Annotated in this window: 18 protein-coding genes; 12 read left to right on the plus strand and 6 right to left on the minus strand. The window is 44.0% G+C overall.

What is annotated here, in order from left to right:
* The 7 genes from QUB16_RS01550 to QUB16_RS01580 all read left to right on the plus strand — a co-directional run.
* Positions 1-1,693: O-linked N-acetylglucosamine transferase, SPINDLY family protein (locus QUB16_RS01550; protein WP_445251085.1), on the plus strand; the 1,693-nt coding region annotated here is incomplete at its 5' end.
* A gap of 295 nt (positions 1,694-1,988) precedes the next feature.
* Positions 1,989-2,738 (plus strand): peptidylprolyl isomerase, encoded by a 750-nt coding sequence (locus QUB16_RS01555; protein ID WP_333313540.1) that lies wholly within the window; start codon positions 1,989-1,991, stop codon positions 2,736-2,738.
* 132 nt (positions 2,739-2,870) lie between these two features.
* Positions 2,871-5,882, plus strand: a complete 3,012-nt coding sequence (locus tag QUB16_RS01560) for a peptidase domain-containing ABC transporter (protein WP_333313542.1) — start codon at positions 2,871-2,873, stop codon at positions 5,880-5,882.
* Positions 5,883-5,934: 52 nt separating this feature from the next.
* On the plus strand, positions 5,935-7,941 hold the full coding sequence (locus QUB16_RS01565) for a chromosome partitioning protein ParA (protein WP_333313544.1): 2,007 nt from the start codon (positions 5,935-5,937) through the stop codon (positions 7,939-7,941).
* A 225-nt stretch (positions 7,942-8,166) separates the two neighbouring features.
* The gene (locus QUB16_RS01570) at positions 8,167-10,266 is read left to right on the plus strand and encodes a hypothetical protein (RefSeq protein WP_333313547.1); all 2,100 of its coding nucleotides are present in this window, start codon (positions 8,167-8,169) and stop codon (positions 10,264-10,266) included.
* Positions 10,267-10,269: 3 nt separating this feature from the next.
* Positions 10,270-11,031, plus strand: coding sequence for a glycosyltransferase family 2 protein (locus tag QUB16_RS01575; protein ID WP_333313549.1), 762 nt, complete (start codon positions 10,270-10,272; stop codon positions 11,029-11,031).
* Positions 11,024-12,088, plus strand: a complete 1,065-nt coding sequence (locus tag QUB16_RS01580; protein WP_333313551.1) for an NAD-dependent epimerase/dehydratase family protein — start codon at positions 11,024-11,026, stop codon at positions 12,086-12,088. Before QUB16_RS01575 ends, QUB16_RS01580 begins: the two co-directional genes overlap by 8 nt.
* Positions 12,089-12,270: 182 nt before the next feature.
* On the opposite strand, the gene QUB16_RS01585 is transcribed toward QUB16_RS01580, so the two are convergent.
* Positions 12,271-12,894: a hypothetical protein gene (locus tag QUB16_RS01585; protein WP_333313553.1), complete on the minus strand. Its 624-nt coding sequence runs from the start codon at positions 12,892-12,894 to the stop codon at positions 12,271-12,273.
* Positions 12,895-12,992: 98 nt separating this feature from the next.
* Entirely contained in the window at positions 12,993-13,598 is a 606-nt protein-coding gene (locus QUB16_RS01590) for a Uma2 family endonuclease (protein WP_445251086.1), read from the minus strand.
* A 191-nt stretch (positions 13,599-13,789) separates the two neighbouring features.
* Here QUB16_RS01590 and QUB16_RS01595 point away from each other — a divergent pair, with 191 nt between their 5' ends.
* The gene (locus tag QUB16_RS01595; protein WP_333313555.1) at positions 13,790-14,335 is read left to right on the plus strand and encodes a Uma2 family endonuclease; all 546 of its coding nucleotides are present in this window, start codon (positions 13,790-13,792) and stop codon (positions 14,333-14,335) included.
* Between the two features lie 62 nt (positions 14,336-14,397).
* Here QUB16_RS01595 and QUB16_RS01600 read toward each other — a convergent pair whose 3' ends face one another.
* A complete protein-coding gene (locus tag QUB16_RS01600; RefSeq protein ID WP_333313556.1) occupies positions 14,398-15,072 on the minus strand; it encodes a methyltransferase domain-containing protein in 675 nt (224 codons plus the stop codon).
* 50 nt (positions 15,073-15,122) lie between these two features.
* Here QUB16_RS01600 and rfbC point away from each other — a divergent pair, with 50 nt between their 5' ends.
* The 4 genes from rfbC (at position 15,123) to QUB16_RS01620 (ending at position 19,611) form a co-directional block, all read left to right on the plus strand.
* Positions 15,123-15,668, plus strand: a complete 546-nt coding sequence (gene rfbC / locus QUB16_RS01605) for a dTDP-4-dehydrorhamnose 3,5-epimerase (RefSeq protein ID WP_333313558.1) — start codon at positions 15,123-15,125, stop codon at positions 15,666-15,668.
* Between the two features lie 2 nt (positions 15,669-15,670).
* Positions 15,671-16,543: a dTDP-4-dehydrorhamnose reductase gene (gene rfbD / locus QUB16_RS01610; RefSeq protein WP_333313560.1), complete on the plus strand. Its 873-nt coding sequence runs from the start codon at positions 15,671-15,673 to the stop codon at positions 16,541-16,543.
* A gap of 207 nt (positions 16,544-16,750) precedes the next feature.
* A complete protein-coding gene (locus QUB16_RS01615) occupies positions 16,751-18,544 on the plus strand; it encodes a hypothetical protein (RefSeq protein WP_333313561.1) in 1,794 nt (597 codons plus the stop codon).
* Between the two features lie 92 nt (positions 18,545-18,636).
* Positions 18,637-19,611 (plus strand): glycosyltransferase family 2 protein, encoded by a 975-nt coding sequence (locus QUB16_RS01620; protein ID WP_333313563.1) that lies wholly within the window; start codon positions 18,637-18,639, stop codon positions 19,609-19,611.
* Between the two features lie 93 nt (positions 19,612-19,704).
* Here the strand turns inward: QUB16_RS01620 and QUB16_RS01625 are convergent, their stop codons facing one another.
* The 3 genes from QUB16_RS01625 to QUB16_RS01635 form a co-directional block, all read right to left on the minus strand.
* Positions 19,705-21,537, minus strand: a complete 1,833-nt coding sequence (locus QUB16_RS01625) for a DUF6798 domain-containing protein (protein WP_333313565.1) — start codon at positions 21,535-21,537, stop codon at positions 19,705-19,707.
* A gap of 12 nt (positions 21,538-21,549) precedes the next feature.
* Positions 21,550-23,781, minus strand: a complete 2,232-nt coding sequence (locus QUB16_RS01630; RefSeq protein ID WP_333313567.1) for a hypothetical protein — start codon at positions 23,779-23,781, stop codon at positions 21,550-21,552.
* Positions 23,782-23,923: 142 nt separating this feature from the next.
* Positions 23,924-24,949, minus strand: a complete 1,026-nt coding sequence (locus QUB16_RS01635) for an SGNH/GDSL hydrolase family protein (protein ID WP_333313568.1) — start codon at positions 24,947-24,949, stop codon at positions 23,924-23,926.
* Between the last annotated feature and the right edge of the window lie 164 nt (positions 24,950-25,113).

Consider the following 25,113-nt stretch of genomic DNA (forward strand, 5'->3'; position numbering starts at 1 on the left):
TTCTAGTGGAACAGGCATCTTGCCTGTTGCTTCCACACAAGATGAATTTTCTAGTGGAACAGGCATCTTGCCTGTTGGTTCCACACAAGATGAATTTTCTAGTGGAACAGGCATCTTGCCTGTTGGTTCCACACAAGATGAATTTTCTGGTGGAACAGGCATCTTGCCTGTTGGTTCCACACAAGATGAATTTTCTGGTGGAACAGGCATCTTGCCTGTTAGTTCCACACAAGATGAATTTTCTAGTGGAACAGGCATCTTGCCTGTTCCTAAACAAGTAATTGAGAAGGGTGCAAGATATCAGTTTCAACCCAAGTCGGAAGTTGAAATGTACTCTGAATATTTCCAGCAGTTAATCAAGTACGTCGCAGCTAATATCGCCAGTTTCCCCGATTCAGAGGTTTGGCGTTATTTGGCGGATTTTATTGCGAAAAATGTTAGATTCCAAGCTTTGTATTTGAGCGAGGTCAATCTGCTCAATATATTGAGTCAGCGAGCTGATATTCTGGAATTTTATTTGAAAAATATCGGCAGTCAAATAGAATGGAATTTTCCTCAGATAGAACCTGAAAGAACTAAAATCCGAGTTGGCTTTTTGCTGGATAAAATTAGTGATGAATCCGAGACTCGTGCAGCAATTTCGAGTTTTGAATATTTAGACAGAAGCAAATTTGAAATTATTGTGTACTATTTCCAGGTACAAGACGAGCGACTGGGGAAATATTGCGAAAATTGCGCTGACCAACTGGTGCAACTGTCAGAAACTTTGCCCAATCAAGTCCGAGAAATGCGATCGCACGATTTAGATATTCTGCTAATCTGCACCAATACTACCGACACTTCTCAACCAAGCGCGCTGCTGTGCCTGCACCGACTAGCGCGGGTGCAAATAGCTACCGGTGCATCAACCCCCGCAACCACCGGCGCCCGAAATATTGATTATTTCATTGCCGGAGATTTGACATTGCCCGCAGGTGCTGCAGCAGAGTATCGCGAAAAATTAATTACTTTAAAAGGGTCGGGAGTTTGTTTAAGCTATACTGTAGGATCAGCACCTGGCAGAGTTGAACCGACTCGCAGGAGTTGGGGAGCCACCGACGAATCTGTAGTGTTCATGTCCGGCGCTCAAGCTTTCACAATTATCCCAGAATTGAGAGAAACTTGGGCCAAAATTATTGCGGCGGTACCAAATTCTATTTTAGTTTTGTATCCCTTTCGTTCGCGCAATGAAAACTATCCGACGGTGCCTTTTTACAACCAAATTCGATCGCTCTTTGCCGAATTTGGGATTGACAAAAAGCGCTTAGTTGTGATTAAGGCGCTGCCATCTCGCGCAGATTGCATAAAATGTCTGGAATTGGCTGATATATATTTAGACTCCTATCCATACAGCAGTGGCTGCTCCTTAGCAGAACCCCTGTTGGCAGGGTTGCCTGTAGTGGTAAGAAAAGGGCAAACAACTCGATCGCGACAATCAGCCGCAGTGCTCGAAGAACTACTACTTCCGGAACTGGTAGCAGACAGCGAGAAGTCTTATTTAGAGCTGAGTACAGCACTGGGAACCAACCCAGAACTGCGCCGGCACTACCGCGATCGAATCCAGCAAAAAATGGCGGCAAACCCCAAATATCTCGACAGTCGCGCTTGCTCGACCCAACTCGAAACACTCTTTGAAAGACTATTCCGAGAGTGAAGGAAGAAGGAAGTTCAGCAACTAAGCAGTGTACGGGATTTAACGGATGGATGTTGAGGGAAGAAGGAAGATGGCAGAAGTAAAGATTTTCCCACTCTCCCACTCTCGCATCCCCCTACCATTCTGAGACCCGCGGGGAACCCCTCGCTAGGCAGAGCGTCAAGAAATAGACAGCAATAGCGCTAGCCCACTGACGGTCTGCTATCATCGGGGAATCGAGGGGTTAGTGGTTGTCGCTCTTTTCCTGCCACAGCTAAATTAAAAGGGGAAGCGCAAGTCAGTTGGAGATAAAAAAATGACAGGACTTTTTCAAATAGGCGATAAATTACTGCAAGCTCAGGATATGCCATCGCTCCTGAAGCGATACCAGTTGATGCCGCAATTCTTGCGGGGTGTAATAGTAGACCAAGCGATCGCATCCTTTAGTTGCAGCGACGAAGAACGCAAATCCGCCGTGGAGAACTTTCTGGCACAACACCAACTGACAGCCCAGGAAGCCAAAGAAGCTTGGCTGCGCGGCCAAAATATGACGGAAGAAGAACTTCAAGAGATGGCCGTTAGGCCCTTGCTGATCGAAAAATTTAAGCAAGCCACTTGGAGACCTAAAGTAGATAATTATTTTTTAACCCGCAAAGCCAGCCTAGACCACGTAGTCTATTCCCTGGTACGCACCAAAAATCCAGCACTGGCAAACGAACTTTACTTTCGCATCCTCGAAGGGGAACAAACCTTTGCTGAAGTTGCCCGCGACTATTCCGAAGGGCCGGAGTCCAAGTCAGGCGGCTTGTTGGGCCCAGTACCCCTCAGCCAGCCCCACCCGGCAATCAGCAAACTTTTGTCCGTCAGCCAGCCAAATCAACTGTGGACGCCGCGTCCTCTGGCAGAATGGATGGTAATTATTCGACTAGAAAAGTTCATGCCGGCCCAGCTCGATGAATCGATGCGGCTGCACTTGATTAACGAACTCTTTGAAAGCTGGCTCGCCGAACAGATATCGCAAATAGGCCCGCTACAGCCCCTCTCCTCCGTGTCTTCAATTTCATGACAATCCAGCAATTGGGTCAGGGGCCCCCGGATTTATCCGTGGAGACTTGAAAAAGCGTAGCATCCTGACAAAAACCCCCTGGATTCATCTGTGGATTCAATCTAAAATCTAAAATCTAAAATCTAAAATTGGATGACTTCTTCCGCTGTTTCCCTCTCCCAAATTCAGGATTTCCTAGCTCAAACACCTCCCTTTGACCGACTGTCAGAGACGGCTCTGACAGCCTTGGTGGCTAAATGCCAACTCCTTGGCTACCGGACGGGGCAACCCCTGTTTGAACGGGAAAAAATGCCGACTCAGGTGGCAATTATCTATCAAGGCCAGGCCCGGCTGCTGGGCTTTGACCAGCGCTCGCAGCGCCACGTAAGTTTGCGCTTGGTGCAGTCGAAGGAAATCCTGGGCTGGGCTGGCTTGCTCAGGGGAGTTCCCTGCGAAACGGCGATCGCCTCTACAGATGTGATCGCGATCGTCCTAGCTGCCGAAGATTTCCTGAGCGTACTGGAAAAACAGCCGACATTTGGAGAAGCCTTTCGCGAACACTGTTCCTTGAGCGAAGTATTTGAACTGTTGAGCCTGGAATTGCAGCGCCAAGCCGACGGCACTTCCAATCTCAAGGAACTCACCCTGCAAGCTTGGCAAGATGCGACAGTTGTCAACGTACCAAACGGCAACAAAAAAACTCAAGACATCGCCAAAGAGCTAGATGCCGATCGAGTGTGGCTTGTCAGCAGCGGCGTCTTGGGCGACTTTCCCACCGGCAGCCGCTTCTCTGTGGAAAACGCAGCCAAATCCTTAAAAGTAGAAGGCCGCCTCGGCGCGCGATTGGTAGGCTTCCGGGAACCCCCAGAACCCCAACTCGAAACAGAGTCATCAAATGGCACGACAGATACAGTAGGCCCAGGGCAGAATCCGTCCGGCGGAAAATCGATCGAGGTTATAGTCGCCCCAGACCGTCCCCCAGAACCCAAAACCGACCCCCAAACAAAGGATGCGGGGAGATACCCAGTTTTCCGCGCCAAAGGGCAGATTGACGCCCCGCTAGCTTGCTTCCAAATGTTGAGCAAGTATTTCGGCCTCAAGTTTCGTCGAGATATCATCCGCAAAGTTCTAGAAAATCAGTTAAAAACCGCCGGTTCTATCAGTATGCAAGCCTGCGGGGCGATCGCCCAAAGCATCGGCCTCACGCCCCAATTGGCGCAAGTGCCCGCAGAAGCAATCAACCGCATCAAAGCGCCCGTAATGATTAAATGGGAAACCAGCTTTGCCATTATTTACAGCATCACCGAGCAAGAATTGGTGATGGCGACACCCGAAAAAGGGTTAATGCGGAAGCGGATACCTCAGTTTAAAGAAATCTGGGGAGAATCAGGAGAAGTCCTGCTGCTGCAAGCTCCGCAAGTTGAACAAAAAGAGCAGTTCAGCTTCTGGTGGTTTGTGCCGGCCCTCATGGAACACAAGACAGTGTTTTTTGAGGTGTTGCTTGCTTCGTTTTTTGTACAGTTATTTGGTCTTGCCAACCCATTAATCAGCCAAGTAATTATTGATAAAGTCTTAGGTCAGCGCAGCATTGACACCTTAGATATTTTGGGGGCATTTCTGTTAGGTGTTGCCCTGTTTGAAGGACTGCTCAACGGTTTGCGTACCTTTTTGTTTATAGATACCTCAAACCGCATTGATGTCAAATTGAGTGCGGAGGTAATCGACCACTTGCTCCGGCTGCCCCAAAATTACTTTGACAATCGGCGCGTCGGAGATTTGGTCTACAAATTCAGCATGATGGGCCAGATTCGGGAATTCATGACGAGTACAGCTCTGACAGTGGTTCTCGATGCGGTATTTTCGGTAGTTTACGTCGCCGTGATGCTCTCCTACAGCGTGCAGCTAACGTTTGTATCTTTGGCAGTGGTACCGATACTGGGGCTGATGATTGTTCTAATCAATCCGCTGGTGCTGCGCCTGATCAAACAGAGAAATATGCGTTTTGCTGACTCTCAATCTTATCTAGTGGAAGTAGTCAGCGGGATTCAAACTGTTAAGGCTCAAAATATTGAATTGAAATCCCGTTGGGAGTGGTCGAGTCGCTACGCAAAATACATTACAGCCAGTTTTAAAACAATTATCACGGGGACTACGGCCGGTACGATTAGTGGCTTTTTAAACCAGGTGGGTAACTTAGCTCAGTTGTGGGTGGGAGCTTATTTGGTACTGGGAAATGAGATTACTTTGGGTCAGTTGATTGCTTTCCGAATTATTTCCGGGAACGTGACTGGTTCGCTGCTGCGTTTTGTGAGCGTGTGGCAGAGTTTTCAAGAAGTATCGATGTCGATCGATATGCTTAAGGATGTCGTCGATACGCCGACGGAAACCAGCGAGGAAGACCGCAGCAATATCCCGCTGCCGGCAATTCAAGGGCAGGTTACCTATGAGGAGGTTTCCTTCCGATTCCTGGAGAGCGGGGCACTGCAATTGGCTAATGTTAATTTGGAATTTCCCCCTGGCAGTTTTGTGGGAATTGTGGGGGGAAGCGGTTCCGGTAAAAGTACGGCGATGAAGCTGTTGCAGCGTCTTTATCCGCCGTTGTCGGGCCGGATTTTTATTGACGGCTATGACATTGCCAAGGTGGAATTATATTCGCTCCGCAGCCAACTTGGGGTGGTGCTGCAAGATACTTTGCTGTTTAACTGCTCGGTACAGGAAAATATTGCTCTGAGTAATCCCGATGCGAGTACGGATGAGATTGTGCGAGCTGCGAAATTAGCGGTAGCTCACGATTTTATTATGGGCTTGCCTGCTGGCTACAATACGATAGTCGGAGAGCGTGGTTCCTCGCTTTCTGGGGGTCAAAGGCAGCGTTTGGCGATCGCCCGGACGATTTTGCAAAACCCGAAACTGCTGATTTTGGACGAAGCTACAAGCGCCCTCGACTACCATTCCGAACGCCAAGTTTGCAATAACTTAGCAGAAGCTTTCGCCGGCCGCACGGTGTTTTTCATTACTCACCGCCTGACTACCATCCAAAACGCTGATGTAATTATTATGATGGATCAAGGTTCTGTAGTCGAGCGGGGAACTCATAAAGAATTAATGGCTCTTAAAGGGCGTTACTACTGCCTCTTCCAACAACAAGAGTCATCGAATACCTAATCTCTAACAACTCACAACCGATCGCTAACCCTTAACAACTGAGAACTAACAAATGGCTATGAAATCGTTAATACTTTCTGAGCAACCAGTCATTCTCGAAAAACCAGCGATTTGGTCGCACTTGTTTTTGTGGATGATCATGCTGATGACCACTTCTGCTGTAGTTTGGGCTTATTTTGCTAGCGTAGAGCAAGCTGTCCCCGCTGTCGGCCAATTAGAGCTAAAAGATGGTGCTAGAGACATCCAAGCACCTGCTACGGGCGCTGTGGTGAGACTTCACGTTGAAAATGGCGATCGTGTGGAAAAGAACCAGCCTCTGCTCACTTTCAACCCCGTTGCACCCAGTGCCGATTTAACATCGATTCAGAAAACTAAAGAAGCTCTGGAAAAGGAAAATAAATTTTACGAAGATGTTGTCAGCGGCAAAATTCAAGGCGCTGTTCCTTCTAACCTAGAATCAACAATCAAGGACAGACAGAGCCTCACAGCACAAAATCAAGTGCTGCAAGCTTTGATTGACGAACTGTACCTCAACAGGGGAGCCAGCGGAAATTTTGATGCTGCTCAGCAAGGACTTTATGTTAATTATCGATCGGAATTTCTGTCTCGCGTCGCCGCAGCTCAAGGCCAAGTTCAGGAGTTGGAAAAACAACTGAAGCAAGCTCAGGATGCTGAGAAAGCCGCCGGCGATCAAATGACAGTGGCACAGCAACAATTGGGTTTTGCCCAGAACCAATTAAATTATGCTCAGCAGCAGTTAGCTTCTTCGCAAGAGCAAGTAAAATCAGCCCTGGCTCAGAGAGATTTGGCCCAAGAACAGTTAGCGAAATCTCAACAAGTATTGAAGTCGAATCAAAACATTCTAGGCAGACTCGCCCCCCTGGTAGAGGAAGGAGCCATCGCTGAACTGCAAAAAGAACGTCAAGAGCAAGATGTTTTCAGAGGCCAAAGCGACGTTCTCAAACAGCAAGATCAAATCAAGCAGCGCGAAGGTGAAATCAACTCTCGCAAAGGCGAAATTAACACACGCCTCGGTGAAATCAATACGCGCCGAGGCGAAATTAACGCGCGTCAAGGTGACATCCAAAAAATTACTGCTGAAATACAGCGTCACCAAGGAGAGCAAGCGCGCCTTCTGGAGTCCATCGCCCGCGCCGAAGAACAGTTGAAAAACACCAAGGATACCTGGGCGAAAGAACTTTATACCAAAATTGCTGAAAACCAGAAACAAATTGCCAGCAGCGATTCTCAGCTAAGCCGCTTCAAAGTGGAAAACCTGAAAAAGCTGTCTGAGGTGAACGCTCAGCTAGAAAAGGCTCAACAAAACCGCGACACTCAAGTGATGAAAGCTCCCGTATCGGGTGTAATCTTTGATTTGAAGCCTTCTACGAAGGAGAAAGCTAAGTTGGATATGGCGAAAGATCCGATATGCCAATCCATTATTAATTCGGTGGTGAAACCGGGCGAACCGCGCCCAGCACGCTGCGAAGAAGCTTATTACGAAGCGCAGCAAACGGAAAAGCTGCTCAAAGTTTTGGATGACGAAAACGGTCTGGAAGCAGTGGTTTACCTGGAAAACAGCAATGTGGCTCTGGTATTGGATGCTTTGAGACAGAAGCGGGCAAAATTGGAGCAGTATCACGGCAAGCAATTAGACGGAGAAAAGATTGACTGCGAAACAGGTAAAAGTTGCGTTTGTCCAGAGAAGGAAGTTAACAGAGAGAAACTGGGTTTGACGAAATACCAATGCGTGCCTGTGGAAGTGAATGTAGAAGCTTTCCCGGCGCTGGAGTTTGGTACTGCTGAGGGTGAAGTGATAGAGATTAGCAGCGATGCTGAGCCTCCTACTGAACTGCGGAAATACTACGCTTTCAAAACCAAAATTAAGCTCAAAAATCAGAAGTTTGTTTTGAACAAGGGCAAGGCAAATGAAGTGGAGGTTAACTTGCAGTCGGGAATGTCCGTGAGTTCTAATATCAATATTGGCAAGCGAACTGTTTTGCAGATGTTTATCAACCGATTTACTGGGAAAATGGATACGTTCAAGACTATTAAGTAATTCGGTTAACCGCTATAAAGGAGTAGGGTGCGCCTAGCGCACCTTACCGCTATAAGTAAATACAACGTCCTTGATAAAATTAGGTGGTTAAAACCCCTCAGAAGTCAAACTTTCGTCGGCGGCTAGACTGAGCTTCGTCGAACGTCCCTCGCTGACTAAAAAATAAAGGGTATTTAAGCCGGGTTGATATAAAATGGTGATGGCAATCGGTGCGATCGCACATTGATGAAAAAATTAATCTTATTTACTCTATATCTAATTCCTGTCCTCTTATTAATCGGATTTGTAGCGAATTTTAGCGTTAACGTTCCCGTTGATGACGAGTGGAGGTTAGCTAGCCTTTTTGAAAAAATAGCTGGGGGAAAGGTAACTTTTAACGATTTTTGGGCTTTGCACAGCAACCACCGCATAGTTTTCCCTAAAATAATTATTGCGGTGCTGGCTTTTGCTTCCCGATGGAATATTAATTATCAGTTGTGTCTCAGCATAGGTTTGGCTGCGATAACTTTTATCGCTATCTACAAGTTATCCTCAATGCAAGTTAAGAATGTTGGGGATGATTTGTGGCATTTAGCTAATATTTTAACTTGTATTTTGCTGTTCTCCCTGGTTCAGCACGAAAACTGGCTTTGGGGATTTCAACTCGCTTGGTTTTTCGTAAATTTTTGTTTTGTCGCTGCGGTTTATGCGCTGGTTTCAACTCACAAATTATTGCCTAATATAGCGGTTTTTAATCGGATGAAACAAAGATGTTGCACCACGATCAATAAGCTATTTAGGAACGGGCAAGATGCCCGTTCCACAAGAAAATTGAATGTTTGTGGAACGGGAATCTTGCCCGTTATTGAGAATGATGCAACACCTCAGATCAAACAGAGTAGGGACACGGCACTGCCCTGTCCCTACGATATTCAAATATCGATTGCGGCTGTATTCTGCTTTATTGCGAGTTTTTCCCTGGCCCAAGGTTTGCTTTCTTGGTTGGCTGCAATTCCGGCTGTGGCGGCTGTAGAAGGAAATGCGGCGCAGAAAAGAAAAAGACTTATTGTCTGGATGCTGCTGTTTTTGGCAACTTGTGCTGTTTACTCAATAGATTATCATCCTAGCCGCAAAGCAAGTATTATTTCATTGTTGAATAAGCCGCTGGTGGTTATTGATTACTTTTTAAGTTTGCTGGGTTCGCCAATTGTGCGATCGCCTGGAATTTCAGCATTAGTTGGATTGCTAATATTTGCAAGTTTCTTATTTTTGGTATTCTATTTCTTTGTCATTGGGAGCCCTGCGAAGCCATCTCCCGCCCCTGCGATCGCTTCGTTCCTCGCAATGACAGATAGGAATGATATTTCTGAAAGCTATAGCAATCCCAACTCAGTTATGAACGTGGTTCAGGCTGCGAAGCTGGACGGGCAAGATGCCCATCCCACAATTCATTTAGGATTACGGCAAGATACTCATTTCAAAATTGATTTAGGAGTGCAATATCAGGCTTTACCTTGGCTGTCAATAGGTTTTTTTTCGGTTTTATCTTCTTTGTTTATTACGGCTGGCAGGGCTGAATTCGGGGCAATTCAGGCGCTAGAATCGTCTAGATATACGACTAATTCAATTTTGCTATTAATTGCTGTGGTTCAGCTAGGGCAATTGTTGGTCAGAGGTAATTATCAAGAAACAAAAGCAACGTTAAAGAGGAATTATAAATTTATTTATCGGGTAGTTGCAGGGCTGTTAATTGCTACAATTATTGTTAACTCTCAACAGGCGATCGCCCAATCTCGATCTGCACTTCTTTATAAACAAGGCGCTCAAGATTGTTTGCAGTTAATTAACTATCTGGAACCCTCGGATTTTTTCCAAAATTCGCCGGAAAGCTGTTTGAGGGTGCTGAGCAAAAAAACTTGGCTGGTGAGAGAAGGCGCTGCAATTATCGACAAAATAGGTTGGATAAAGTTCGCGAAAAATGTAGAGTTTATTTCTAATACCGAGAAAGTTTACGGGTATTTAGACCAACCTCAAACTAGCGAAAAATCCTTGACTGTTAAGCAAAATGATGCTGTCAAGGCTGCTGGTTGGGCGGTTTGGCCAGAAAAATTGCAACAGCCGAATATTGTACTGCTATCTGTCGGGGACAAAAAATCTTTTTTTGCTAACGCTTATGTCAATTTGGACAGTCCCGACATTGCTGAGAGTTTAAAATCTGAGTTATACAATAATGCCAGGTGGGCTGTTGATTTGTCGGATAATAATTTGCCGATCGCCCAAACAGAAATTAAAGCTTGGGTGTATAATCCTGTGGACAACCAGTTTGTCCAGTTGCGCGGAGGATGAGGAGTGAAAATTTCTGTGATTATACCAGCTCACAATGAGGAGGGCTGTTTGTACGGTACTGTGCGGGCGATCGCCCAGACGCTCGATTTAGAAGGCATTCCGCACGAAATTTTGATTGTCAATGACAACAGTGTCGATCGAACTCTTGATATTTGCCAGGAGTTGTCAGAGACTTTTCCCACAGTGAGATACATCAACAATCAACCTCCGAATGGTTTCGGATTTGCTGTGCGCCGGGGATTGGCGGAATTTGACGGAGATGCTGTCGCTATTGTGATGGCGGATGCTTCCGACGATCCGATGGATTTGGTAGCAGGATATCGCCAGTTGCAAGCAGGATATGATTGTGTTTTTGGTTCCCGCTTTATCAAAGGCGGCTTTATAGTTGATTATCCAATTCACAAGTTAGCAATTAACCGCTTAGCAAACTGGTTTGTCAAAAGTATTTTCGGCTTGCGGTACAGCGATGTCACCAATGCTTTTAAGATTTACCGCCGAGAAGTAATTGAAGGCGTACAACCGATTTTGAGCCATCATTTTAATTTGACAGTCGAACTGCCTTTAAAAGCAATTGTTCGGGGTTTTTCCTATACGGTGATTCCTCTGAGGTGGTACAATCGGACTGCGGGTATGTCTAAGCTGAAAATCAAAGAGATGGGCAGTAGGTATTTGTTTATTGTCTTGTATGTCTGGCTGGAAAAACATCTCTCTCGCGGCGACTACCACCGGACTAGAAAGATAGCAAAACTAAAAGTGAATGCCTGAGAGAATTTTAATTGTTGGTGGTGCTGGTTTCATCGGTAGTTGTTTGGCAATTGGCCTGAAGAAACTGCACCCGGAATGGCAAATAATTTGTTTAGATAACCTGCGTCGCCGGGGTTCGGAATTGAATCTGCCTCGGCTTAAAAGTTGCGGTATTCAGTTTGTTTACGGGGATATTCGCACAGCGGCAGATTTAGATCCAGTTGCACTCAATTCTGACTGCATTATAGATTGTGCTGCGGAGCCTTCTGTGCTGGCTGGTTTTAGTTCGCCTCAGTACGTTTTGCAGACGAATTTACTGGGCACTGTAAATGTTTTGGAGTTGGCGAGACAAACGGGTGCGAGTTTGCTGTTTTTGTCTACGAGTCGGGTTTATCCGATCGCCAGTGTCAAATCTATCAAGTTGTTGGAGTTACCGACACGATTTGCGATCGCCCCTGAGCAAACTTTACCCGGTATATCTGAGTTGGGCATATCAGAAGACTTCCCATTAAAAGGACACCGTTCGCTTTACGGAGCAACTAAATTAGCTTCGGAATTGCTGATTGAGGAATACAGGGAAGCATACAATGTGGCGGCAATTATTAACCGTTGCGGGTTAATTACCGGTGCTTGGCAAATGGGTAAAGTCGATCAGGGAGTTTGCGGTTTGTGGGTGGCGGCTCACTATTTTCAAAAGTCGCTGAGTTATATCGGTTTTGGCGGCAGCGGGAAGCAAGTTAGGGATTTACTGCACGTTGAAGATTTGTTGAGGTTAGTTAATTATCAATTAGAACATTTTGCTGAATTTGACGGCGAAGTTTTTAATGTGGGCGGCGGTTTGAGCAACAGTCTTTCTTTGGTTGAGACAACTGATTTGTGCCAAAAGATTACCGGGAAATCGATTTCAATTAATCCTGTTTTGGAGGAACGCGCGGGGGATATTCCGATTTTTATTACTGATTCTTCTAGGGTGATGGAGAAAACAGGATGGCGGCCTGTTATTGGGCCGGAAGCAGCTTTGCAGGATATTTATAATTGGATTGCTGCTAATGAGGTGGTGTTAAGTTCGATATTGTAGGGAGTTTTTTAATGGCAGATTGCAAATAGTATGGTGCGTCGCTATGGGAAATTTCGCCACTATTTGAGTGACTAGAACCGACGCACCCTACGGCGAAATTTCATCCCCGTCTAAAATTCCCACCATTAGTGCGTCGCTATGGAAAATTTCGCCACTATTTGAGTGACGAGAAGCGACGCACCCTACGGCGAAATTTCATCCCCGTCTAAAATTCCCACCATTACCTTCAACAAATCGTCTAAATCGTCAGGAACTGTAAACAAATGGGTGTCTTGAAAAATAGTCTGCTGATTTCTATCTAACTTGCCAAATCGCCAGATATCTCCCATTGTCACCGCACCATAAAAGATATTTTGGTCTTCAACGTGCGACATCGCAATTAATTGTACAGCTAGTTGAGTAAATCCTCTGGTCATATCGTCGTTTTTTGCTTCAATAACTAGCAACTCTTGATTTGACTTCACGAGATAATCTAAACTTCCCTTTAACCAGCTATTAACGTTGAGAGTATACTCAAATCGCAGTTGACATTGACAGTATCGGATGAGATCCAGCAGCACAGGGGATACTAATGATTCTCTTCTAGCTGTTTCGCTGCTGAGACTGACCAAGGGAAGGATATCTTCTATTTTATCTCTAAGCTCTATAAGTCTGTCTAAGTGTCTAGTTGTTTTGGGTAAAGATAAGCTTCCTTTACTTAGCGAGTAATCAAATTCTGCTAAAATTTCATCCGTTTCGTAAGGTAAGTCAAAGTATGAACGAAAGGTATATTCTCGACCTTCATCTAAGATTTTTTGCTTAACCATACTATTTTAATTTGCAAGGGGGTTTGTTTGTACATTATATATCATTTTTTACAGCCTTAGAAGAGGAAGTATGGTCTATTTTTAACACGACTCAGCATTTATCCCCAAACTTCTGTCAAATCCAAGACAAACCCCGGCAACACATCTTCACCGGACAAAGTAACAGGATTTTCCAGCACTTCTACATCTTGATTTGGCCTGTAAATTTCCACCTTTCTGTTTTTTCTATCTATCAACCAACCTAAACGAACCTGGTTTTCCATGTATTCTTTCATTTTCTCTCGCACTGGCTTCATATTGTCACTTTTAGAACGAAGTTCTACCACAAAATCAGGACACAAGGGAATAAAGCTTTCTTTTTGTTTTGGGGTGAGTGCATCCCACCTTTCTTGACGCACCCAAGCTGCATCGGGAGAGCGATCGGCTCCATTGGGTAAGTGAAAACCAGTAGAAGAGTTAAATGCTTTACCTAGTTTAGTTTGGCGGTTCCACAGCCAGAGTTGCCCGCTTAAATCTGAGTTTATGCGTCCTGTTTCGCCTCCGGTTGGTGGGTTCACGATTAATTCTCCTGTTGCTGTGCGTTCTAATTGTAACTCCCGATTGGCGATCGCCAATTCAACGAACTGTTCGTGGGTAACGGTGAGTGTTAGTGTGAGTGGAATATTGACTGGAAGGGCAGCGGATGATTGAGTTTGTGTCATCATTTTTGTCCTCAAGGTGATGCTTTAATGGCAGCTTCATCCTAATTAGAGAAAGCCAGAAATGCGGGATACTTTGTAACTTTTATGATAACACTTAAAAGTGCCATCTACAAAGTGCGATCGACCTTTTGTCCACCAAAGCTCGATCGCATCTGGTATCATAGAAAAAAAGTTCCCCGCCCAGACGCAAAAACATGATAACTTCTACAGTTGTTGCCCCATCGAAAATCTACTCTCTAGAAGCATGGATGGAAAGTCCAGCGGATCTGCAAGAGTGGGTTGATGGCGAATTATTGGAGAAAAATGGCATGACTCTCAAGCATAGCAGAGTGCAAGGAAATCTTTACTTTTATTGGAGAACGTACAAAGACTCTAGCGGACAAGGAGGGGAGGTTTATACTGATGTTCCCTGCCGCACAAACAACCAGGGGCGCTATCCTGATGTTGCCTACCTTCCCCCGGAATTAGCAGCACAATTTGGCAATCTCAAAGTGCTGCCGCAAAGTTTTCCTTTATGTGCTGAAATTGTTTCACCAACAGATTTGGCGGAAGATGTAATTGCTAAAGCTACAGAATATTTAGAATCGGGAAGTGAGGAAGTTTGGCTGGTATATCCTGAAAACCAATGGATTATTGTAGTAACAAAACAAAGCCGAAGCATCTTTATTGCTGGCGAAGCTGTTAGCACTCAAATTGTTTTACCGGGTTTTAGTATTCCAGTAGATGAGTTATTAAAATGAGCGCTTTCCCTACATTCTCATTTTCAGCCTCCGACGGCAAGTGTCGATATTGAGGAAGATACTCACTTGTTGGGTTTCGATGCTTTAACAAACATTTGCCCTCCCAAAAAACGCCACAACAAAGGCAATTTTAAGTAAATTTTTAACAGCAAGGGCGAGGCCGGTCTGCCTTTCGTCGAAAAGGGCAAAAATCTCGGTACAATCAGGTCAATTTCAAACCCGACAGTTTGTAAAAGCTCTTGTAGCGATAAATGCGTTATCGGTAATTGATGGTCGATAAAATCGTAGTATTCCTTGTAGGAATATTTAAAATTAGGCTGAATTACCAACAGAGAACCGCTAGGCTTGAGGGCCTCGAAGCAAAAAGAGATAATTTCTACAAGTTCCTCTTTGTTGCGGAGGTGCTCAAAAAAATTTGAGATAAAAATGCGATCGAACTGTTCGGTAAAAAATGTGTGACTCTCCAAATTTAAGACATCAATATTAAGCACATTTACATCAGCATTAGCAAATAACTTTGAATCGGGATTAAGATCAATTAAATATTTTTTTTTAGCCCGAATTTGATTGATAAACTCGCAGTAACCGCCGCCAATATCTAAAACGGTTGATTCGGGAGGAACATAATCTTGTAAGAATTCGTCAATTAAAACTTTCCATAGTGCCACCTTCGCTTGCATTTGTCGGGAATCAAAGCGATTGGCATACAACTTTTTGAGATATGTGTCAGTTTTCATAGTAAAATAGCCTAGACTGAGTATGAGTTTATCACGCGATACAGCCAACTATGAATGTTATATCTACTGAAATACCGGAAGTTCTGATTATTGAGCCGAAAATTTTCGGAGACGATCGCGGTTTCTTTTTTGAGAGTTTCAATCACAAAGCTTTTGTAGAAAAAACAGGCGTGACGGCCGAATTTGTGCAAGACAATCATTCCAAATCTTCTCAAAATGTGCTGCGCGGTTTGCACTACCAACTGCAGCAGCCTCAAGGCAAATTGCTGCGGGTAGTTGCTGGCGAAATATTTGATGTAGCAGTGGATATTAGACAAAGTTCGCCGAATTTTGGAAAGTGGGTGGGGTGTTTGCTGAGTGCAGAAAATAAACGGCAATTTTGGGTGCCTGCGGGATTTGCACACGGTTTTTTAGTGGTTTCCCAGACTGCTGAAGTTTTGTATAAAACTACAGATTATTATGCACCGGCACACGAGCGGTGTATCCTGTGGAATGACCCCGATTTGGCGATCGACTGGCCGCTAGATGGTGCCCAACCCATCTTATCAGCTAAAGACCAAGCTGGACAAACGTTGAAAACAGCTCAAGTGTTTTGATTATGAAAATTTTACTCGCAGGTGGCAGCGGACAGCTAGCTCAAGAATTGCAGCCGATTTTATTATCTTCGGGAGAGGTAATTGCGGTCGATCGCACTCGCCTCGATTTATCCCAACCGGAAAGCATACGTCAAGCAATGGCTGAAATTCAACCGGATTTAGTCGTCAATGCGGGTGCTTACACTGCGGTAGACAAAGCAGAAAGCGAACCGGAATTAGCAAACGCCATCAACGGTATTGCACCCGGAATTCTCGCAGAAGAATGCGAAAAACTGGGAGCAAGTTTGATGCACTTTTCTACTGATTATGTATTTGACGGCAGCCACGGTTCTGCTTATCGGGAAACAGATTCTACGAACCCGCTGGGAACTTACGGCAAGTCTAAATTAGCAGGGGAGGAAGCAATTCGGAAAGCGGGAAACCGACATATTATTATTAGAACAGCCTGGGTTTACGGCAACGGTGGCAAAGGTAATTTTGTCAAAACCATGTTGAGGTTGGGAAAGGAAAGGGAAGAAATTAGAGTAGTAGCAGATCAGATCGGCAGTCCTACTTGGACGGGCGATTTAAGTGCGGCTACTTCGCAAATTATTCCTCTCCTTGGGCCAGAAAGTTTTGGGACTTACCACTACACTAACAGCGGTGTTTGTAGTTGGTACGATTTTGCGATCGCCATTTTTGAGGAAGCAGCACAACTCGGCTTTCCCCTAAAAGTTCAGCGCGTAATTCCCATCACCACCTCCGAATATCCGACACCCGCAAAACGTCCCGCTTTTTCTGTCCTCTCTACAGTAAAAATATCAGCACTTCTAGGCACGTATCCTCCTCACTGGCGGCAAGGGCTCAGACAAATGCTGGCAAGAGAAGTGAAATAAAAAATTGAGGAAAACTCAAAACGCTAGGGCGGGTTTTGTTCAGAAATCATCTGTTATAAGCTGTCCCGCATCTAAGTTGTATTTTTCGGGCGGGCGGGACGCCCACCCCACAAGAATTTCATCAAACTTGACTGTAAAATTTAGATGTGCCTGGGCTTATGCAAAGTTTCTCACCTAAACCCGCCTTTACCAATTAAAAATCTCCCCATGTCTGAATCCATGAAAATCAAGCAACAATATATTTTAATTGCCGCATCAGTTCTCGGCATTCTAATACCAGCTTCATATATTTTGTACTTGATATCCCAAGCAGGAGACTTGTCTAACTTTGATTATTGGTGGATGACATGGAATTTTTATTCAGTAGAGGGTTTCTCTACCAATCCTTTTAATTGGATATTTCGGGCCAACGAGCATTTTGTCTTGATTCCGGCAATTATTTATGGCTTGAATATAGCAGTCACCCAAGGTTCAAATATTGGTTTATGTGTAGTTGCCTGGTTCTTGGGTTGGATTCAGTGCCACGTATTAATTGCTCTGCTGCCGTTAAATTTGAGGCGTTTTCCGCTGCAATTTATCTCGCTACTCCTTTGCATTTCTATTTTTAATTTTACTCCGGCGGCGGCTCATAATTGGATGCGGGGATTCAGCGGAGTTCACTGGATAATTGCTAATTTATTTGTGATTTGTTCGATATATTGTTTGCAATCCTATGCGACAGTTTTCTTAAATAAAAGGGAGGCAGAGCCTGGTAACGAGTTGGTAGGGGCGGTGCCCCCGTGCCCGCCCCCGCATTTACAAAATAAGTGGGTAATCGGCAGCATTGTTTTTGGCGTTTTAGGCTGTATTAGTTACAGCACTCCTTTAGCTTTGTGGCCGATATTGTGTGCTGCTGCTGTTGTGCTGCGGTTTCCTCGGCGAATAACTTATTTGTATTTCATTGCTTCGATTGCGGTGATTGGTATTTATTTTTTAACTTATAAAACTCCATCTCATCACCCTTCTTTAACTAAAATTAACCCGCTCAAAACTCTCGAATATATTCCCACTTATCTCGGCGGAATATTTAGCGAAAATATTATTGTTGCTTCAATTATTGGTATAATTGGTTTGATTGCAGCGACGGGTTTTGTGGGTTATTGGCTATTTGTAAAAAAGGTCACTCGCCCGGATTGGCTGCCTTGGCTATCAATCCAACTTTACACGCTGCAAACGGCGTTAATGGCCGCTGTCAGTCGATCGGGATTTGGCGTCGAACAGGCCACCGCTTCCCGCTACGCCACACTTCCAGCTTTGTTTTGGATGAGCACAATTGTGCTGACAGTATTGTGGGTGCGCGAGTTGCAGCCAACACCGAGAATTCAAGGGCGTTGGCTGACACCGCTGTTTGCAGTCGCCACAGTCGCGATTATTTTAATGTACGGGGTGGGAGGCGAAACTGCAATGGCGATCGCCCACAGAGCAACCTATCAACCGTTAGTAGCATTATCACTGCAATTAGGCATCACCGACGTAACCCTAATTAAAGACCGTGTAGGCAACAAACCTGCCGCTTTTGTCGGCTTAATCGATGCCTTAAAAACTAACAACTTAGTGCCATTTAACCGAGACATCAAAAAACACAATTTCTGTGCAGCATTAGACACAAAAATAGACCCTAATTTACTTTCAGCGCCCAAAGACGGAGTACCCGGATATTTTGATACAGCCACCAAACTTGCACCAACAGCAGCGAGAGTAATTGGCTGGGTAGGAGACCCCGAAAACAATGTAAAATGTATTGCCATTCTCAACCAAGAAAATGTCGTTCGAGGTTTTGCCATGTCAGGATTTCCCCGCCCAGATTTAGTTAAATTGTTTGGCCCTTCCTACGAATTCGCAGCTTGGAGAGGATACATTCAAACATCCCCAACAGATAAATTATTGACAGCCTATGCCTCCTTTAAAAACCGCAAAGGTTGGATAGCCTTGCGAAACTCCCAAGTTATCAATAAAAACTAAAAAACCTCTCTTTCTCCTCCTCTGCGCCCTCTGCGCCCTCTGCGGTTAATAAAAAAATCTCCTTGACAACACAAATGAAATAGAATAGCCCTATGCCAAAACATCTCAGCTTCGTAATCCCCGTTCACAACGAAGAAGCCACCCTCAAATTGCTGTTTGAAAAAATCCAAATTGTCATGTTGCAAACAGCAATTGACAGTTACGAAGTCATTTTCATAGATGACGGTAGCCGCGATTATTCCTGGCAAGAAATCACAGATTTAGCCAGCCAACATCCCAAACTAATTAAAGCGATTAAAATGCGCCGCAACTTTGGCAAATCCGCCGCGCTTTCAGCAGGATTTCGCAATGCAGCAGGGATAATTATCTTTACTCTCGATGCTGACCTTCAGGATGACCCCGCTGAAATTCCCAAATTCTTACATCATTTAGAATCGGGATTTGATTTAGTTTCCGGTTGGCGAAAACAACGGAACGACCCGCTTTCTAAAACTTTACCTTCCAAGCTGTTTAATGCCGTTGCGTGTTTGCTGACTGGGGTGCAAATGCACGATATGAATTGCGGTTTTAAAGCGTATCGTAGGGAAGTTTTGCAGTCGATTAAATTGTACGGGGAATTGCACCGCTACATTCCAGCTTTAGCAAACAATTTAGGGTTTAAAATTGGCGAAGTAGTCGTGGAACATCATCCGCGCAAGCACGGAAAATCGAATTACGGCTGGGAACGTTATGCGCGGGGATTTATTGATTTGTTGACGGTGTTAGCCACGACGCAGTATTTGCACAAACCGGGTCATTTGTTTGGAGGTTTGGGATTGTGTTTTGGGTTGGTTGGAACTGTTTCGCTGAGTTATTTGATAGTTATTTGGTTTCTGAATTTGGCGGGGATGAATTTTGGGCCGATCGGGAATCGACCTTTGTTATTTTTTGGAATTTTGTGTACAATTCTGTCGGTGCAGTTGATTTCTTTGGGGATTTTGGCTGAGTTGATGGCGCGGAATGTGGATGCTGATTATGTGGACAAGCAAATTAGCGAAATTATTGATGATTCAGGTTTTGATATTTAACCACATATCTGATTCGGCGGTTGAAACCGCTTCTATACAAACAAAGTCTGCCTTCGCAGACTGAATAAATATCTCATGTTTTCAAGAATAGTATTATCTAATTTTAAACAGTATCCATTTGCCTTCTTGCTCTACTATTTGTCCGTCAATATTTGGGTGCCAGTCAGTACGAGTCAGGATATAATCGGCATGATAGTTTTTGGCTACTTTGACTAAATCCGCACTGCTGCGGCGGATGAAAAAGTCATTTCCTCCCCAAATCATTTGCGGGTTTAAGGGAACTCCTAAAACAGCTTCCATGCGATTTTGCCATTCTTTAATGCCTTTTTCGGTAAAGGGAAAGTTCTTGAAGTTGACGACAATCGCTCTTTCGGAGAAAAACTGGAAGCTGGTAACTGAGGGTGGAATTAATACGAGTGAATCGCGGCTGCTAATTTGGGAAAATCGCACCGCTAATTTGCTTAAGTCGTCTCTGGGAACGGTATTGATATTAACTCTTGTTTGAAATACATTTAATATAGGTTTGGGCAGAATTCCTGCTATTCCAAAAACTAAGGTGGCGGTAGTTATTAAGGCTAATGTGTGAGTTAGAGTTTGTTTGATAGATGTAGCTAGGGATGTTTTTTCTAAAATGAATGGGAAGGCGAGGATTGAGAAAAAAAGTGGGATGCTAATTATTCGATCGCCCATTATTTCCCATGAATCAGTCACCGGATATATCAAGCTGAAAATTACCGTTACTATTGCTAAAATCCACAACAATATATTATATCGTTTGGGAAATACATGATTTTTTGTGTGCCAAACTGATAATCCTAAAAAAATGACACCCCTAAAAGGCAAAGTTAGTACAGCTAACAGCAACAAGCTAACAGGTATTTGTTTTTCTCTGTAAAGTTGCTCGACTGTCAAAGCAACAGCAGTAAATATAATTAATTGAGCAAAAGGTACAGTTCTAGCTAACTGTAGTTTGGCGAGAAAAGCCAGCGGGTAAACTTCGACAAATACATAATTTAGGAACAGTGCAAAAATTGATGTGCCAACAATAACAGAAAAATTAATCTTGTCTTCTTTTGGCAATAAATCGGAATTTTTGATGCACAGCAAGCCACCCATTATGAAACATATAAAGTTGAACCAATTCCCAACATCCCAATTTGACGGGAGGATGTGGTGGGGGTTGCGGACTTTCGCGTGAATGTAGACAAACTCGGCGTTGTCGATAGTGTGAGTGCTGGTAGTACCTGTTAATAACATCGGTATGTAAACGATACTTGCCATTGCTGCTAAAAGTGCGATCGCCAAAATCAATGTTTTGAACTTCCGCTGTTTTACAGATTGAATTACCAAAACGGGAACCATCATCAATCCCGGCAACAAACCCACTAAGAATTGCAGCAGACAACCCAGCCCAAAAAAGAAATATCCTGTCAGCCATTTTTGGCGCAAACAAAAGTAAATTCCCCAGATTGCGAAACCCATTGCGAAGGTACTGGGTACTGATTTGGTGGAAAATATCAGGGTGTTACCAACATCTGTAAATGAAGCGGCTATACCTAAAAAAGCCATCGCTGCTGCAGGCAGTTTTGAATTAGTATAGATATTGATGATTGCGTAGCAAGCTAGGATAAATGAACCGAAGGCTAGAAATTGATAAATAAAGTGCGCTAGGGGAATGCTGGTTCCTAAGTTGGCGAGCAAATAGATGATATAATAATAGTAATATCTCGGATTAAATTTAACCATTTCCTGAACGTAATAATCATTTTTGTACAGTTCAGGATTTAGCATAAATTGAATTGGCGGCACTTCTGGAAAGTTGCCTCCAATGGGGAAAATATAGCCAGTTGCCATCAGGGAGCCGATGATGACAAAAGTATAGAGAGATAGATTAAAATACCAGTTGGATTTTTGATTTTTCTGCATTGAGGGTTCAATTTACCTATTGACAGCTAAATTATTAATCTCCAGTTGGCATTGGTTTGTTAAATCCTGTTTGCTGCTACTCAATACCTCAAGCAGCAGATAAATTGGATTTTTGCCCTCAACTAATAGATTTAAGTCGCTCGCACTTTTTTGACTATAAGCCATCTCTGCTGAGTCTACTAATTTACCTTGCTTGTCCCACAAAGTCAAGCGCAGGGCAATTCCCGGACATTGTTTGTTAGGTAAATTGAGTTGGCCGGTAACTTTCGCTTTGTCTGAGAGGGAACCTAAATACAGGAAAGATGTATCGAGTTTCTTGCTGTTTTTAATTGGATGAGTTACAATATTATATAGGTTATCCGATTCTTGACTGACTGAATAATTGGCACTTGTGTAGATTGATTGATACAAACTAATCCAATCTAACTGCGTGCCTGGTCGATCGACTATTTGCCGCTGCATCGCCTCCAGAGTCCTAACTGCCGTTGCTGTATCAGTCGGCCGCACCCTCCGGTAAACGCTGACAGTCACGCCGTTTTCTAGCTTAAACTGTTCCGGTAGCAATTGGAAATCGCGGGCAATTTCCCAGTTTTGAGTAAAAGCCTCGTACACAACTTTAACAACATCTTGTTCGTGCGATCGCAAAACTTGTTCGTCAGTCGATAACACCTGCTGAAAAGGTACAGCAACCACCGCATATTGTGCCTGCAACAACTCCGGTAGCGGGTAAGTATCGCGCGAGTCAATTTGCGGCCTCCCGATGGTATTTAATTTCCACCAACCCTCCGGCGGGTTTAATTTGCGGTTGGCTTGTCTGAGGATATTAGCATTAAAATTGTTAGAAGCACCAGCAATATAAATTGGTTCTTCATTCGGTGCTAATTTTCGCAGAAACTCTACTAATTTTACAACTTCGTCGTAGTCCGATCGCACTAACGGCGGAAAATTACCCACAAACAGTCTTGGCAAATCAATTTTCAGAGGAATTAACCCGACTGCGGCATTGACAACCAGGTACAAACCCGCCGCGCCCAGCATGAAATACCGGACTTTTCCCTTGAGTGTCAGCCAAGTTGTCCAGAAAAATGTGGATACTCCTAAAAGTGCGATCGGTGTAATATGAATTGTATAGTGCAAGTAGCCGTAACGCAAGACTAACAGCCATTCAATCAGCGACAAAACCCCAAACAACGAAACAAAAATAGCTGCCGCCGGAACCAGGATTCGAGTGAGAATTCCCGCCGAAAAACCAATCACTACCAGCAGCCAAGTTCCCAAACCGTAAAAATCCGCATAACGAGTTAAAATGTCATTTACAGGCAAACTCCAAGCAACATACAAATTGCGGTAGTCAACCGTCAGAGCACTGCGAGTAAAATCTCCAGCTACCAGCATTAAAATAGTCAAGCTAGTTGCAGCTATTAAACCCAATTTGATACCGGATTCAAACAAATTTTTCCAACCTTTGTTTTGACTACTTTGAAATAGCAATCCTAAATGACTTGTGGGATGGGCTTCTAGCCCGTCCCGGCTAAAAGCCTGAACCATTTTGATAACTGCCTGGGGATTTCTATACTGTACAATAAACTCGATGAAAGCCTGTAAAGTCGCGGCACCCAAAAATGCGATCGCACTATAAGCAAAATGGCGCCGCAACAGAATAGCCGCCGCCAGCAAAAACCCTATTAACGGAATTTTCCACCAAGATTTCAGCTTAACATCCTGCAAATAAACCCAAATTGCCAAGGCTACAAACACACAGCCGCCAGTATCCAGATATCCCCGCAGAGTCGGTATCCAACTCATAGGAATTAATAAACTCAGCAGCACAGTTGACCAAAACACCCGGCGGGGATAAACTGGAATCAGCTTTGCAGAAATTGCCCCCAGCAACAGGCGAAACGGCAGCACATAAATCAGGGAGACGCTGAGAATGTAACTCAGCCGAGACTCGCCAAATAACAGAATAAACGGCACTAACGGCAAAGAGATTAAGAGGTTTTTTTCCTTAGATAGCGATTCTATAACTCCGCGCCATGCTTTATCTGGCGAGTCTCGAAATAAATTTGCCGTGTTGACTGTAGCGGTATTGTAGCCCGCGTAATCCCACCAATAAAAAGTATGTTCGCTGGAGACATAGATTGATGTTACTGCAACTGTGACTAGAACAAGTAGAAACAGGAAAAAACCATCAATTAGAAATTTTCGAGGCAATTTAAAAGAAACAACATCAAATACTTCCATCAGTCTAGCAACCCTCAATCAATTGTATAGTCATGGACGCACGGGTAGTCAGAAACCGGGTTTTTTTGCCAAAATCTTGCATCAAAACTTTTAATTTCGGTAAAAACCCGGTTTCTTTGGTATGGATGCGCGTCCAAGATTGTTACCTTAAAACAGTATCTTGCAAAAAACCTTCCAGCTTTTCTGCATATTGCCGATTGGCGATCGCACTTGGATGAATGTCATGAGGTAAATTATTATTGGCAGGTATTTTCAAATCAACCGAAATATCCGCCGTAGCAATTCCCTCCTGACTTAACTCCTCCAACATCTTAGCAGAACCCGCATTAATTCCCGCCACAACTAACTTAACACCATTAGCCTCAGCCACCCGGTTAAACTCTTTAATAATTGCCTTAGAAACCTCATGGCTTCTATACAATCCCTCTTCAAATTGATTGTAATTAACCTCCAAAAAATGGCTTAATGCAGAAACCCGCATCAGGGGGAACTCGTGATATTCAAGTTTTGCCATGCTGTAGGTAAAATTATTTTCTCCATTCAGCCTAGCATCGGGCTGGAATAGAATACCGAGTTTATTCCAAGCAGCCATTTGCTTTCTTCTCGCCCTTAACAAAGTATTGCGGCGGTCATGAAATCCCGCATAAGCAATCACCGCAATTTTTGGTTTATTTCCTTGTTTGAGTGCTTCTTTAAATTGAATTAACGAGTGCAGAGTGCCGTAGCCGTTAACGCCAAAATTCACTATTTCATATTTGGGTAATTTCTCTTGCAGCAACCAAGCATAAGTTTCGCTGTCGTTCAATGACCAACCGTAGGTAAATGAGCAGCCAAATATCCAAATTTCAGGTTTTTTTGAGGAGGGATTGTAAGTATTGATGGGATGTGTGATTCTTAAACTATTATTGAGGTGAGTGGCATTAAATGAGTAATTGCCGTTAAGTGTTACCTTGAATTTTCCCGGCAAATGTTTGTAGCCGAGTTCCGAGTCTTTAGTGAAAAAGTTACCTTGTGGTTCGACTGCAACATCAACATTTTCTATTTGCCAGGGTTTGTATCCCGCAACTCGCAAGACAATTTCAGCCGTGGTGGTGGATAAAAAAATTGGAAAAATTAGATATGTTATTAATCTGAAAGCAACATTTTTAGCAAAATCTTTTTCGCTCATTAACATAATATGAAACGTCAGCAAAAGTATAATAAACTGCCATGCCAGTATTATCTAGTTCATGGATCTAATTTAATTAGATTGAGCGCACCAATATCAGCAACGGGCTAGAAGCCCGTTCCACAAGAAAATCTACTTTTTGTGGAACGGGCATCTTGCCCGTT

The organism is Microcoleus sp. D3_18a_C4, assembly GCF_036702415.1.
Classification (GTDB): domain Bacteria; phylum Cyanobacteriota; class Cyanobacteriia; order Cyanobacteriales; family Microcoleaceae; genus Microcoleus.